The organism is Paenibacillus sp. S02 (assembly GCF_019454065.1).
GTDB classification, from domain to species: Bacteria; Bacillota; Bacilli; order Paenibacillales; family Paenibacillaceae; genus Paenibacillus; species Paenibacillus polymyxa_B.
In genome coordinates this window covers 2,037,778-2,051,866 of sequence record NZ_CP073682.1, presented here as the reverse complement: position 1 = coordinate 2,051,866, position 14,089 = coordinate 2,037,778, and the positions used below count along the sequence as shown (strand labels likewise).

General features: G+C 44.6%; 15 protein-coding genes and 1 other RNA gene. 7 read left to right on the top strand and 9 right to left on the bottom strand.

The window, feature by feature from the left end:
• The first annotated feature begins 148 nt into the window (after positions 1 to 148).
• Both KAI36_RS09115 and KAI36_RS09110 read left to right on the top strand, forming a co-directional pair.
• Positions 149 to 580 carry a MerR family transcriptional regulator gene (locus KAI36_RS09115; protein WP_049816952.1) on the top strand — a complete coding sequence of 144 codons (432 nt, stop codon included), beginning with the start codon at positions 149 to 151 and terminating at the stop codon, positions 578 to 580.
• Positions 581 to 620: 40 nt separating this feature from the next.
• The gene (locus tag KAI36_RS09110) at positions 621 to 1,292 is read left to right on the top strand and encodes a zinc metallopeptidase (protein WP_013309722.1); all 672 of its coding nucleotides are present in this window, start codon (positions 621 to 623) and stop codon (positions 1,290 to 1,292) included.
• Between the two features lie 80 nt (positions 1,293 to 1,372).
• On the opposite strand, the gene gltC is transcribed toward KAI36_RS09110, so the two are convergent.
• Positions 1,373 to 2,311: a glutamate biosynthesis transcriptional regulator GltC gene (gene gltC, locus KAI36_RS09105; RefSeq protein WP_023988022.1), complete on the bottom strand. Its 939-nt coding sequence runs from the start codon at positions 2,309 to 2,311 to the stop codon at positions 1,373 to 1,375.
• A gap of 98 nt (positions 2,312 to 2,409) precedes the next feature.
• Positions 2,410 to 3,033: a rhomboid family intramembrane serine protease gene (locus KAI36_RS09100; protein WP_023988021.1), complete on the bottom strand. Its 624-nt coding sequence runs from the start codon at positions 3,031 to 3,033 to the stop codon at positions 2,410 to 2,412.
• A 119-nt stretch (positions 3,034 to 3,152) separates the two neighbouring features.
• Between KAI36_RS09100 and tpx the strand changes: the two genes are divergently transcribed.
• Entirely contained in the window at positions 3,153 to 3,671 is a 519-nt protein-coding gene (tpx, locus tag KAI36_RS09095; protein WP_053325164.1) for a thiol peroxidase, read from the top strand.
• A 92-nt stretch (positions 3,672 to 3,763) separates the two neighbouring features.
• On the opposite strand, the gene KAI36_RS09090 is transcribed toward tpx, so the two are convergent.
• The 4 genes from KAI36_RS09090 to cshA all read right to left on the bottom strand — a co-directional run bounded on the left by KAI36_RS09090 (position 3,764) and on the right by cshA (position 7,197).
• Positions 3,764 to 4,156: a DUF1499 domain-containing protein gene (locus KAI36_RS09090; RefSeq protein ID WP_013309718.1), complete on the bottom strand. Its 393-nt coding sequence runs from the start codon at positions 4,154 to 4,156 to the stop codon at positions 3,764 to 3,766.
• 211 nt (positions 4,157 to 4,367) lie between these two features.
• A non-coding RNA gene (ssrS, locus tag KAI36_RS09085) (6S RNA) lies at positions 4,368 to 4,562 on the bottom strand.
• 58 nt (positions 4,563 to 4,620) lie between these two features.
• On the bottom strand, positions 4,621 to 5,382 hold the full coding sequence (locus KAI36_RS09080; protein ID WP_025720102.1) for a YesL family protein: 762 nt from the start codon (positions 5,380 to 5,382) through the stop codon (positions 4,621 to 4,623).
• 222 nt (positions 5,383 to 5,604) lie between these two features.
• On the bottom strand, positions 5,605 to 7,197 hold the full coding sequence (gene cshA, locus KAI36_RS09075) for a degradosome RNA helicase CshA (protein WP_220027551.1): 1,593 nt from the start codon (positions 7,195 to 7,197) through the stop codon (positions 5,605 to 5,607).
• Positions 7,198 to 7,522: 325 nt separating this feature from the next.
• Between cshA and KAI36_RS09070 the strand changes: the two genes are divergently transcribed.
• The 4 genes from KAI36_RS09070 (at position 7,523) to KAI36_RS09055 (ending at position 11,667) form a co-directional block, all read left to right on the top strand.
• A complete protein-coding gene (locus KAI36_RS09070) occupies positions 7,523 to 8,344 on the top strand; it encodes a YitT family protein (protein WP_025722295.1) in 822 nt (273 codons plus the stop codon).
• Between the two features lie 172 nt (positions 8,345 to 8,516).
• Positions 8,517 to 8,705, top strand: a complete 189-nt coding sequence (locus tag KAI36_RS09065) for a hypothetical protein (protein WP_080683009.1) — start codon at positions 8,517 to 8,519, stop codon at positions 8,703 to 8,705.
• 216 nt (positions 8,706 to 8,921) lie between these two features.
• A complete protein-coding gene (locus KAI36_RS09060; protein ID WP_220027550.1) occupies positions 8,922 to 10,100 on the top strand; it encodes a putative glycoside hydrolase in 1,179 nt (392 codons plus the stop codon).
• Between the two features lie 196 nt (positions 10,101 to 10,296).
• Positions 10,297 to 11,667, top strand: coding sequence for an MATE family efflux transporter (locus KAI36_RS09055; RefSeq protein ID WP_220027549.1), 1,371 nt, complete (start codon positions 10,297 to 10,299; stop codon positions 11,665 to 11,667).
• On the opposite strand, the gene KAI36_RS09050 is transcribed toward KAI36_RS09055, so the two are convergent.
• The 3 genes from KAI36_RS09050 to KAI36_RS09040 form a co-directional block, all read right to left on the bottom strand.
• The gene (locus KAI36_RS09050; RefSeq protein ID WP_013309710.1) at positions 11,664 to 11,873 is read right to left on the bottom strand and encodes a DUF3906 family protein; all 210 of its coding nucleotides are present in this window, start codon (positions 11,871 to 11,873) and stop codon (positions 11,664 to 11,666) included. The two genes, KAI36_RS09055 and KAI36_RS09050, sit on opposite strands and share 4 nt — an antisense overlap.
• Positions 11,874 to 11,990: 117 nt before the next feature.
• Positions 11,991 to 12,962: a 6-phosphofructokinase gene (gene pfkA / locus KAI36_RS09045; protein WP_023988013.1), complete on the bottom strand. Its 972-nt coding sequence runs from the start codon at positions 12,960 to 12,962 to the stop codon at positions 11,991 to 11,993.
• Between the two features lie 23 nt (positions 12,963 to 12,985).
• The gene (locus tag KAI36_RS09040) at positions 12,986 to 14,065 is read right to left on the bottom strand and encodes a tetraprenyl-beta-curcumene synthase family protein (RefSeq protein ID WP_013309708.1); all 1,080 of its coding nucleotides are present in this window, start codon (positions 14,063 to 14,065) and stop codon (positions 12,986 to 12,988) included.
• Positions 14,066 to 14,089: the final 24 nt, after the last annotated feature.

The window sequence follows — 14,089 nt, the reverse complement described above, 5'->3', positions numbered from 1 at the left end:
ATAAAAGTAGCTTGTTTCTATCCAAAAAAAAGCATGACGTTTGACTGTATGGTTGGGAATCATGTAAAATATTCTTTATAAACACTCCGTTTGCAAATGCTAATATTGAAGGTTGAACGAAGAGCGCGAGGTGAAGACAGATGGGGATATGAAGCTGTATCGAATTGGTGAGCTAGCCAAGACGGCTGGTGTCAGCGAACGAACTATTGATTATTACACAAAGCTTGGTTTGATCACACCTGAAGAACGATCATTGAAAAATTATCGGCTCTATAATGATGAAACCTTAAACAGGCTTGAACGTATTAACCAAATGAAACAAGAGAAGTATAGCCTCGAGGAAATCAGACAGACACTGATTAAATGGAACTCGGTCGCGGGGGAAGAGCACGTCACGGACAAACTAACGAGTCTAGAGATGCACATGCAGCGTCTAGAACGTGAAGTCAATGAACTACAGCCTCTTCTGGGGCAGCTCAAACCCGTTCAAGCGCGCAAGTTGCTTACTGGTCTACTACCACAAAGTGCCGCTTGTATCGAAGCTCTGAAGTATCTGCTGGAGCATAGTTCTATGATGTAGATGCCCGGGCTAGTGATGAACAATAATGGAGGGTTGCTTTATGATGGGTATGTATATATTGATTATTCTTGCGTTCGGATTATCCTTATGGGCGCAATTCCGTGTAAAAGGTACTTTTAATAAATGGTCTGATGTCCCAAATGAAAATGGGTTGACCGGTTATGATGCTGCTCGGCATATGCTGGATCGCAATGGTTTGCATGATGTACCTATTGAACCAGTACCTGGTGCTTTATCTGACCATTATGATCCAATACAAAGAGTCGTACGGCTGTCCGAGCCCGTTTATTATGAAAAATCCATTTCTGCAGTTGCCGTAGCTTGTCACGAGGTTGGTCATGCCATTCAGCATAAAGAGCATTACCCCATGCTGGCACTCCGTCACCGGATCTTTCCGATCGTAAACTTCGCTTCCGGGATTGCACCGTTTCTGCTGATTGCCGGTTTCTTATTCAGCTACACGAACCTGATTGGTTTGGGTATCATCTTTTTCTCGGCTACTGTTGCTTTTCAATTAATTACATTACCGGTTGAATTTAATGCTTCCAACCGTGCCCGAGAAATTATGGTTTCCGAAGGGTTTATCCGTAGTGATGAAGAACGGGGTATAGCCAAAGTATTAAATGCTGCTGCATTAACTTATGTGGCTGCAGCTCTCGTTTCATTGCTGGAACTAATCCGCTTAATCGGTATCTTTAACAGCCGGGATTAATTGCTTGTATTACAAAAAAAGGTTGTTCCTCCACCAAGAGGAACAACCTTTTTCCTTTATCTAAAACCAATCAGCTATACTCACTGCCCTAAATCCGCTTTAGCACTTCCATTCGGAGTAGCAGCACTACCTTTAAGGCCAAAATATTGCAACAAAAAAGTTCGGAATGACTTTGCAACTAAGGGTAGTTTGTCATCTCTGCGATGAATCAAGCCAATAGTTCGCGTGACCTCTGGATCAACAATCGACACTCTTGCAGGTTGAAGCGGGTTGGTCTGAAACAACGCCATTTCAGGCAAAAGACTGACTCCCATACCGGCCGCAACTAATCCGCGAATCGTATCTGTCTCTTCACCTTCAAAAGCGATATCCGGCGTAAATCCCGCCTCCAGACAAGCCTGCCAGACAATCGGACGTAACGAATACCCATCTCTGAACAGGATGAATTTTTCTCCTTTAAGCTGACTCAGCGTGATGTGTTTGGCCGTAGCTAAAGGATGATTGGGCGGGAGAACAGCAAACAGCTCCTCGGTTAGTACCACGTCCCCCTCTACATGATCATGACGATCCGGAAAAGGAGATACAAAAGCCAAATCCACCTCACCCGCTAACACATCACGAATTAAACTCGGGTACATCCCCTGTTTAAATCTGAATTTAACATTGGGATACCGCTTTCGGAATTCAGCCACCACCGTAGGAATAAGATGAATCCCCAAACTGTGCGGAAAACCGATGCGGATTTCGCCCCCCTCAGGATCCAAAAACTCATGAACTTCCAAAACAGCTCGCTCTAGATCTTTTATAATCGTCTCAACCCGTTTGCAAAATAGTTGTCCCACTGGCGTAAGCTGCAAATTGCGACCCTTTTGCATAAAAAGATTGACTCCCAGCTCCTCTTCAAGCTGATGAATTTGCCGACTTACCGCAGATTGCGCCACATGTAGCTCCTCGGCTGCCTGAGTGACATGTTCTTTTTGCGCTACCTTCATGAAGTATTGTAACTGTCGTAATTCCACTCCGATATTCGCTCCAATCTGTTTTTCAACATCCGGAAGAAGACGTCAATCGAACATCATCCTCTTTCTTCCCCTACTAACTAACGGTAAAACTGTCTTTAGTGACGTTTGCGTTGGCCAGTCAATCTGATCATTAATCCATAAAGGAAAAACCCACTGAGCAATCCCCCGAAGTGAGCGGTCCAGTTAATGTTCGCTACAGCGAAAGAAAACAGGATACCAAACCCAAGCAGCGTGTACAGCGTTTTGCGCGAGGCGTCATCCATCAGTGACCGCTGGAACAGGGCAACGTATAGGAATGCTCCATAGATGCCATAAATCGCTCCTGAAGCTCCTACAGAGACTGTCGTTTCCGTCATCATATTGTAATGCGCGATGGACAGTATGTTCCCTACAATGCCCGTGACCAGATACAATAACACATAGCGGAAGGACCCCAGCAAACGCTCCAGCGGAGGAGCGAAGACGAGTATGGCGAAGGAATTGAACAGAAGATGATCAAATCCTGCATGTAAAAACATGGCTGATACATATCGCCACAGTTGATCAGTGAATGGCGCTTCATTAATCAAAGCTCCATATCGGATCAGCGTCAAACTATTTTCCGATCCACCCTGTACGGTGAGTACAATAAACATCACAATATTAATGAGCAAAATCAGACAGGTTACTGGGTAAAACCGCAAATAACTTTTCCAGTTCTCATAACGTAAAAAAATCAAGGCAATCCTTCCTTCATGGGTGTCTCCACCTTATTCAAATTGGACAATGTCTTTTATAAAAGATTATAATAGATTTCGGCAACGATAACCAATGCTAAAAACCAAGGAGGCTATTACATATGGCACAAGAACGTACAGGAGCTGCTACTTTTAAAGGCAATCCTTTGACACTCTTAGGTCCTGAACTGAAGGTTGGAGATCAGGCACCTGATTTCAAATTACAGAAAAACCTGCTAGAAGCAGCTACGCTCCAAGACTTTGCAGGCAAAGTCAAATTGATCAGTGTTGTTCCTTCTTTGGATACAGGCGTGTGTGACGCACAGACTCGACGTTTTAACCAGGAAGCTGATTCCCTTGGGGATCAAGTCGTGGTGCTGACTGTCAGCGTCGATCTGCCTTTCGCTCAAGCTCGTTGGTGCGGTGCTGCCGGTATCGACCGCGTATTGACACTGTCCGACTATAAGGATCATTCCTTCGGCGAAGCTTATGGTGTGTTCATTAAGGAATTCCATTTGGATCATAGAGCTATTTTTGTGATTGATCAAAATGACAAAATCGCTTACGTAGAATACTTGAGCGAAATGTCCGAGCACCCTGACTATGAGCAAGCGATTGCAGCAGTGAAAAAACTCGTCTAAATCAAGACTGAATATTAAAAAAGCGAGTGAAGGGTTGCCTTCCTCGCTTTTTTTGACGTTTGGCTGCCACAACACTGCTCACACATCTACAATCACTGCACGACCTTATGAGCGGACAGCTTCTTGTCAATCACAGCGAACAATTGCAAAATGATGCGGTAATTCGCGCCCAAGTCCCCTAGCGATCCGCGTGAAGCAGAATAAATATCCACCGCACTCCGAACTGGCGAGACGGACAATATAGAAACGGTAATGTCGACGGTTCTACCGAACGCCGTTCGCTTCTCTAACGTAATCTCACCTACAGATGCTACCTCATGGAGTACCTTGTAGCCAGGAATTTTTTTCAAAATAGATGATACTTCTTCCCAAGCCTTGTCTCTCGATAAGTTATAATAGCGTGTCTTCATTTGGGGGTCCTTGACCCGGTCGCTTGTACCTTCTTGGCTGCGCACAATCCCTACCAGAGTCCTCTTCAACGACAAGACATTTCCTCCTTCACGATAATCGTTGCCATAATGCAGCACATCGGTTTTTTTGCTGCAAGCGCTTTATAAAAACGTTAAACAACAAAAAGTTAACCGACCATACCTGTGGTATGCGACCTTAGTACCTCATGTCTTAGTTTAACATTGTTGCATACAAAAAACACCCTGTTTCTGCACGAAGCATGAACAGAGTGTATTCGTTATCTTTGGAGTACCCGCCGATGCCGTCCGACCATAGCGTCTTCTGAACCTGCTTTAGCAGGTGGGTGACCGCAGAATAAACTTTTGAAGTCCCCTTGTCAGGAATTGACAGGGCTTTTCAGCTGTTCATCCGTATAGATCTCCCTAGACATTGTCATTGGTTCAAAACAACAAATGACCGTAACGTGCATCGCAGGATGTGACCTTATTATAGCGCTTCTCACTCAGAAAGTAAATGCTAGGAGAAATATGTTTTATTTTTAGAGGTTATCACTTTTCTTGTCTTCAATGGTTGCCGTATCTTCATCTTTCTGCTTCATCTTTTCCATTTGATCCTGCATTTTGAGGAATGTTCCATAAAAATTAAAGAAAGCGAACCAGGCCACCACACTGCCGATGAAGAATAGGAAAAGCACAGGATATTTGACTCCGATAAATATAACAACGGCGCTGCCGAGCATGGTGGAAAATACACGGAATGGTCGAATCAGCGTCAGTAAAACCGCATTTTTAATAATTTGTCCGGTAGACATATGATAATGAGCTACCATCGAAAAGAAGTTAAACATAGACACAAGCAAAATAATGATAAGAATAAGCATAATAACGCCCACGATTTGCAAGTTGCTGAGTTGTGTCATATATACGGTATAATCCACATACATGATGACAAACAGCAATGTGTAAAAGATACCCCCGATCAGACTCTGCTTATAATTCTCTTTATACCCTTTAAAAAAGGTACGAAACACGCCCGTATCGGTATCCCCCATTACCCATTTGCGAACCACTGTGAACATAGCCGATGTGGCTGGAAATAAAGTAAGCGGTGCCAAAACAGCCATCGCCCAATTCATTTGTAAAGACTCATTAGCCAAATTCTGATTCATTACAAGTAGTTTCAGTATGAGGCAGAATACAAAAGGCGACGAACATAACACCCATAATAAATTTGTAGCCGCCAGTCGGGTAATCCACTCGGTGAGGCGGTAAATACCACCCATAGCTCCTTTAAACTCCAATGTCAGTCTCTCCCTCCGCAAGCCTTGGCAGTTCCAAGACTCATGTTGCTATGCCTATAAATTCCGGCTCTTGACTATATCATACCGTATTTCAGCCCTAATACGCCAGAGAAATCAATACGTGACCCATTAAAGCAGATCGCTAAAAGGTTCATTCATACTGATCAATCATAACAAAAAAGCCGAAGCTTCATCTGCTTCGACTTTTCATTATTTCATTTCTTATTCGGAAGAGGAATCTTCACGTCTTGCAGGACGACGAGTTTCCCCATTGCTGCTCGGGCGTGGTTTACGATCTCCACTGTAGCGGCTTCCGGAATCACGGTTGTAGCCACCGCCGCCTTCTTTGCCGCGGTTGTAACCGCCATATCCACCTTTACTTCCACTACCGCCGGTACCGCCAGAACGGTTGGAATTGTAACCACCGTTGCTGCGACCGCTATAGTTGGAAGGCTTGCGACCGCCAGAACGCACGTCTGGTTTACGACGTTTTGCACGGATCGGATCTTCTGGAGTCAGCTCAATCGATGCTTCTCTTTTCTCACCAGTCATCAGTTTCAGAGCTGCGGAGAGAAGTTGTACAGAATCATATTGCTCCAGCATTTGAATAGCCAAACCTTTGTACTCGTTCAGCTCACCGCTTTCTACAGCCTCTAGGAGACGTTCAGCAATGATACGTTGTTTGCCTTCCAGAGCTTCAGCCAACGTTGGAAGCGGCTTGCGTGGAATGCGGTGACGAGTTACACGTTCGATAAAGTGCAGATGGTCAATTTCACGAGGCGTTACGAAAGACCAAGCTTCCCCTTCTTTACCTGCACGTCCAGTACGTCCAATACGGTGAACATAGCTTTCTGGATCTTGCGGAAGGTCAAAGTTCACAACGTGAGTTACGCCGGAAACGTCCAAACCACGGGCAGCTACGTCAGTCGCTACGAGCACGTCAATGCTTCCGTCACGGAATTTACGCATTACAGCATCACGTTGATTTTGAGACAAGTCACCGTGTAAACCGTCTGCAGAATATCCGCGTTTTTGCAGAGCTTCAGCCAGCTCGTCTACCCGACGCTTGGTACGACCAAATACGATAGCAAGTTCTGGGGATTCCATGTCGATCAAACGGCTCAATGCTTCGAATTTTTGACGCTCAGGAACTTCGATATAGGCCTGATCAATCAGTGGAGCACTAACTTGTTTAGGAATAACTGAAACATGCTCAGGATTTTTGAGGAATTGCTCAGCCAATCTTTTAATATTAGGAGGCATTGTAGCCGAGAAAAGCATCGTTTGGCGCTCGTCTGGAACTTGCTTCAGAATGGATTGAATATCTTCCATGAAGCCCATATCCAACATTTCATCTGCTTCATCCAAAACAACTGTGTTTACATCTTCCAGCTTGATGGTTTTGCGATTAATATGGTCAAGCAAGCGTCCTGGCGTACCAATAATAATTTGAGGTTTCTTTTTCAAAGCACGAATCTGGCGTACGATATCTTGTCCACCATAGATTGGCAAAGTACGAAGACCTTTGAAACGGGAGAGTTTTTCGATTTCTTCAGCTACCTGGATAGCAAGCTCACGTGTTGGTGCCATGATCAGGGCTCTGATTTTTTCGTCGCTTTTAGAAATTTTGTTGATCAGCGGAATACCAAACGCAGCAGTTTTACCAGTACCTGTTTGGGCTTGGCCAATCATGTCTCTGCCTTGCAGTGCAATCGGGATGGATTGGGATTGAATTGGTGTTGCTTCTTCAAAACCCAGTTCTGTAATCGCCTGAATTACTTTCGGTTCAAGATCAAATTCTGCAAATGTCGTCAAATTTATTCAAACTCCTTCATAATGGTGGATGTGGTGGACAATCCACAATGTTGTCTGTATTCTTAAGTAGCGATATTATTGTATAAGTTTTCCCCAATACAGTGACAGTTTATTTAGACCTATAACTGCATCTTTCTGTAATGAATTTGGGGAACCTATCCGATACATCTTAAACGAATTTATCCTTTTTAAAACAGTTTAAATTTTAAGTGTTTCTCTGGACATAGGTCCCTACTCAAGAATATCCACATCGCATTATAGCACAGAACAATTCATGAATACCAGCAAGTTGCTTCCCGTATAATTTAAATGAGGTGAAATTAAGTTGTTAAAAATAGTGTTAAACTGCTTAACTGTCATTCTTGGAGCCGCTGCCATTGCATGCGGTTTTAATCTGTTTCTCGTGCCACACCACTTGCTGAGCGGAGGAGTAGCCGGGCTTTCCATGTTAATCGGCTACTTCACAAAATTTGATATCAGCGCGATGTATTTTATTATCAATATCCCGATGCTTATTGCAGGCTGGTTTATTTTAGGCAAGCGTTTTATTAGCCTCAGCATTCTATCCGTTGTCGTTACAACGTGGATTTTGGCGTGGGTACCGGTGCAATCTGTCGTGTCGGATCCCCTGCTGGCCTCCGTTTTTGGTGGGGTGATGATCGGCGTTGGAGCAGGAATTTCCTTTCGGGTAGGGGGGTCTACGGGCGGTTTTGACATTATCGGTTCCATCGTCACTCGTTATCGTGACTTCCCCGTAGGAACTGTACTTGTTGGCATGAATGGACTGGTCATTCTTGCAGCAGGATATTTGAACGATGATTGGAATATTGCACTTGCGTCGATGCTATCTATTTTTGTGACTGGCAAGGTATTGGATCAAATCTATGTCAGTCACACGAAGATTACCGTCTACATTATTACAGAACACACCGACAAGCTACTGGAGCGGATGTTGACCACACCACGCGGTGTTAGCAAAATAAAAATTGAAGGCGCATTTTCACATACCGAAAAGGACATGCTGATGACTGTCACGACACGCTACGAGCTAGTTGAATTAAAACGCATCATTAAAGAAGTGGACCCTTCTGCTTTTGTCAATATTGTGGAAACGGTTGGGGTGATGGGTTCATTTCGCCGAAGATAAGCACAAACCCAAGTGTCAAAATACAGTTTCTGTGGTACACTATATCTGCGCTGTTCCCATAGTATATAAAGACCAGCTTTACCTGCTATTTCACAGGCACTTTGCTTTTCCGAATCGTATTGGATGATTCTTTTGGAATGATTCCGAGCAGGAAAGGGTGATTTTTGTGGAAATGGAAACGGTAAAACTGTCCGACATTGTCTTAAGATGGTACCCGGAAATGCTCCCTTCTCTCAAAAAGGATGAGCTGAACTCGATGATTGTGCTTCGGGACGGGATGGCCATACTCAAGCCAACGGATGCGCTAGAAATTATTCAGTACAGTATTTGCGAGCATCAAGACAATAATTATCTTCAATAAATTTCTTTACCAAGTGCCGCTTCTTCCGGTTGCATCTACGACCGCGAAGAGAGCGGCATTATTTATGCATTTTTATGGATTCAATGAGCACCGGTTGGGTTAATCATGTAAGACTGTGCCTGATGATTCCAGTATTGGTTACAAGCGTGTTGTTTTTCGATACATAACTTTACGTATAATCAGGTAAGCGACATACATAAGGGAGAGAGTTAGGAAATGAATATGATTTGGGCAATTATGCTATTGGCGATGGGGATAGGCGGAAACGGGGATCAGTCAGCCAACGCTCCAAATGTAAAAGATACGGTGTCAACAACAATTAGCAGCGCCATGATTCAGGCTCAGCACAATAATATGAAGGTGGATGCCTCCAATCCTCCAGTTAAAATTGACCCACAACCGACGACTCCTGCTATCAAGGGCATCTATGTCACGGCTTATAGCGCAGGCGGTTCGCGTATGACCCAGTTGCTTGAACTGCTTGACAAGACAGAGCTCAATTCCATGGTTATCGATATTAAAGACGATGCAGGGTACATCACTTATCCAACAACCAATCCCGAGCTGCTCAAATTGGGCAAGCCGCAAAAATTCATTCGGGATATTTCCGGTTTGATGGACCGATTAAAAAAGCATAGTGTCTACCCGATTGCTCGTATTGTCGTATTTAAAGATACGGTACTGGCCAACAAAAATCCCGAGATGTCTTTCCGTAACCCTGACGGCTCTGTCTGGAAAAACGGCAAAGGAGACGGGTTCGTTAATCCCTATAATAAAGAAGTATGGGATTATAATATCGCCATCGCTAAGGAAGCAGCCAAACTTGGTTTTAAGGAAATTCAATTTGACTATGTACGTTTTCCCGAAGGCTTTGAGAAAAGAGCAGACAAGCTGAAATATACCAAATCAGATCAATCCCGCTCGGATGCAGTCGCTGAATTCGTACAATATGCCCGCAAAGAGCTTGCTCCATTAGGTGTGCGAGTATCGGTAGATATTTTCGGATATGCCGCATCCGTTCCTGCTGCGGAGGGGATCGGACAGGATTTCACTAAAATCTCCGAAAATGTGGATGTCATTTCGCCCATGGTTTATCCAAGTCACTACACCACAGGCTGGTTCGGAGTAAAAGACCCCGATAAGAATCCTTACCAGACGATTAAAGGCTCCATGGCCGATACACACAAAAAGCTCGATCCGACGGGCAAGCTAAAGCCAATTATTCGTCCTTGGATCCAGGATTTTACCGCAAGTTGGTTGGGGAGCGGACATTATGCCAAGTATGGGAAAACTCAAGTAGAGGATCAAATTCGAGCGCTTAAGGATATGAAAGTGGATGAATATTTACTCTGGAATGCCACAAACCGCTATACAAGTGGAGTAACGTACAAATAATTTATCTCTCCGGACTTCTCGTTTTATTATACAAAATTTAGAAATTATATAATTATTTCGAAGGCTGTCCCGTTGTTTGGCGAATGGGTGCAGTCTTTTTTATTACTGTTCAAATGTAGCGGTATCCCTTACAATAAATACTTACATGTTATGATATATACAAATAATCAATCCCTAGTAAATGAGGAAAACAAAAATGCAATTGACACTAACAACGGGGCAGAAATGGAAGCAGCTTTTCTACATTTTGCTCCCTATCCTGATTACCCAGCTTGCACTATCTGCCATGACTTTTTTTGATACGAATATGTCGGGACACTTTTCCCCTGCCGATCTGGCTGGAGTAGCCATTGGAGTAAGCCTATGGGTTCCTGTACAAACAGGCCTTAACGGAATACTTATGGCTATCACGCCCATTGTATCTCAATTGGTGGGAGCACAGCGCAAAGATAAAGTCTCCTACTATGTCATTCAAGCACTTTGGCTCTCTCTCGCCCTGTCTATGGTCGTTTTGATTGCTGGCATTATTTTGGTCAAACCTATTTTGAACGGTATGAATTTGGAACTGAGAGTTCATAATGTGGCCCTATACTACCTTTGTGCCATGGCCTTCGGGATTGTTCCTCTATTTGCCTACACTGTGCTCCGAAGCTTTATGGATGCATTGGGACAAACCCGCTTTACGATGTTAATCACGCTCATGTCGTTACCCATCAATGTATTGTTAAATTATCTACTTATTTATGGAAACTGGGGTTTTCCGCGTCTGGGGGGTGTGGGCTCAGGGGTAGCAACGGCGACCACCTACTGGATCATCATGCTGGTTGCCGGTATCACTGTGCATCGTGGAAAAATATTTGCCGAGTACCGAATCTTTAACAAAATATATGGGATTGCTGCTGGTGCTTTGAAAGAGCTCATCAAGATTGGAGTACCGATTGGATTTGCTATATTTTTTGAGACTGCCGTCTTTTCAGCTGTCACTCTCTTCATGAGCAGCTATAATACAGCTACCATAGCCGCACATCAGGCCGCCATGAACTTTGCATCTACGCTGTATATGATTCCACTCAGCATTTGCATGGCACTTACGATTCTGGTTGGCTATGAAACAGGAGCTACTCGCCCACGGGATGCCAAAGCTTATAGTGTAATGGGTATCAGCAGCGCAGTAGGTTTATCACTGATTACAGCTATTGTACTGCTTATCTGGGGTGAACAGGTCGCTCGACTTTACTCCACCGATCCGCAGGTCATTCAATTGGCACAGCATTTTCTAATCTATGCGATTTTCTTTCAGATATCTGATGCTGTCGCTACACCTACACAAGGAGCGCTACGCGGGTATAAAGACGTCAATCCAGCCTTTTTGCTCACATTCCTCTCCTATTGGGTCATTGGGCTTCCTGTAGGATATATACTGGCACGCTGGACTTCATTGGGGCCCTACGGCTACTGGATCGGTTTGATTACAGGGTTGGCAGTAGGTGCTATTTTACTTCTCTGGCGTCTGGTAAAAGTACAACGTCGTTTCTCCGAAAAAAAACAACACGCAGAGGCTATTTAGCCTTTGCGTGTCTCAATTACATATGCTGCGCCTAAAGTTATTCGTTTTTTCTCCACAATAGCCACTTCGTTCAGCTTGGGAGGATAAAGAAAGTGTCTCTCCACATGTTGTTCAATCTCTTCAAATGCCTGTTCTTCATTTTCAGCAGCGAGAATGACGGTCAGCGCTCCTTCCGAACTGTCCACTTCGATTTTGAATAGGTACATGTATGACTACCTCCTGATAGGACTCAAAGCTAAAAAAATAGCGGATGACTCGGGTCATCCGCATAATTTTGATCTTTTCCAATATCAGAGCCGATCTATTTTACATAAAGGCTCTTATTATTGGGACAAACGCAAGGCCAGCTCATAAAGCTCCATATTGAAATCTTTTTTGGTATTTACAACCTTGTCAATATCTGTAGCCACCAACTTACCGTCGATCGTTCCGCAAGCCTTGTCAGATATGCCCTCGATCAATTGGCGAACAGCAAAGTCACCCAAACGGCTCGCCAGGTTGCGGTCAAACGCTGTTGGTGTGCCTCCACGTTGAATGTGTCCAAGCACTGTAACACGAGGCTCATAATCCGGACAGTTTTCTTGGATAACCTGTGCTACTGTTTCGCCTTTGCCTACACCCTCAGCAACGATAATGATACTATGGCGTTTGCCATGCTTAAAGTTTTGTTTCATCCGATCGGATACTTCATTCAGGTCAAATTCTACCTCAGGCACCAAAATCGTTTCTGCGCCAGAAGCCAGACCTGCATGCAGAGCAATATCGCCACAATGACGTCCCATAACTTCCACAATGGATGAACGCTCATGGGATGACATCGTATCACGCAGCTTGTTGATTGCATCCACTACGATACTAACCGCTGTATCAAAACCAATAGTGTAGTCCGTGAAGGAAATGTCATTGTCAATCGTACCCGGAAGACACATGGTTTTAATGCCTTGCTTGGTCAGTTTGTTAGCTCCTTGATAGGAACCGTCGCCACCAATCACGACTACGCCGTCAATTCCACGGTTACGCAAGATTTGAGCGCCTTTTTTCTGCCCTTCTTCAGTCGTAAATTCCAGGCATCTTGCAGATTGAAGTACAGTACCCCCACGTTGGATAATATCTCCGACGCTTCTCAGATCCATTGGAAAAATATCATCGTTCAAAAGGCCTTGATAACCGCGTTGAATCCCGAATACTTCCAGTCCAAAATACAATCCGCTACGTACGACGGCGCGAACTGCCGCGTTCATCCCTTGTGAATCTCCACCACTTGTTAATACTGCAATTTTCTTAACTGCTGTCATGATTTATGACCTCCTCAAAATAATCATATAAGCCTTCTTATCCATCGACTGTTTAATAAGAAAAACAAACGCATGAGCGGACTATTTTTCATTAAACGTCTCGAAACAGCGCGAACGTCCTGCTGCTCGCTAACTTTAGGGTCGGATAAATATAAAGCCAGCAATCCCTCGATAATCATCCGGTGAAAGGAGCTGGCAGGGACATCTGCAATATCAGCCCGCGCCCGATTCACAACGTAGGCGATCCGGTCTAGCATCATGTCGGTATCTTCATAATAATTGCAAAAGTTAAGATCTCCGCCCTTCCGGTCTTCGTCTTGATCGATTAGATAATCCAGCAAAATATGAAGACTGCACACATGTGGAAAATACGATGCATGTATTGAGGCAGCCCCCGCATCGGTCAGATGCTGGTCGCTGGCAGCAAGAAACAGCATAAAGACCCCCAGAGTTGAACCGGTAGCCGCAGCAAACTCATTCCAGCGCAACTCTGGTGTACGGTCTTTATGAAGCGACCACCAGTCCAAAAGCGCTTGTTCCCGCAGCTCGGGTTTAATATGCTTGTATACTTGCAAATCCGTGTATAATCGCGCCAAATCCTGAACGTAAGGCATTGCCGCCTCATAGCCCGGAAGCCTGCTTACACAAGACTGACAGGTTGTCACCAGCCCGGTCAAATAACCGCCATCCTCCTGCTCACGACGCAACTCATAATAATTCACTGGCCTAGCCGTCGGATTAACCGCATCCAGCATAGCCTGATGCAACAGCCTGAAATCATCCGGGTCCATGGACGTACTGCGATCACACAGGTTGTCCAGATAATCACTAATGGTCTGATACGCTACGATCAGCGGAATTAGCGTCTGACGGGCAGACATATTGGCTGCGGCATAAACCGCCCCACCCACGCAGTGAAACGTCTTATCCGCTATGCTCGCAAGCGCCTGGCTTCGCAGCTCAGGGTCCGGAATTTGTTCGGCCTTGCTCTTCCAGTTACTCAATTCTAGTTTCGTTTCAGGGAGAATGTGCTTGTACATTCGGCTCATTAGACCTATGGGGCCTCTCGGTACTTGATAACGTCCTTGCTCAACATAACTCAAATGACGGTGCCTCCACATTGTTGT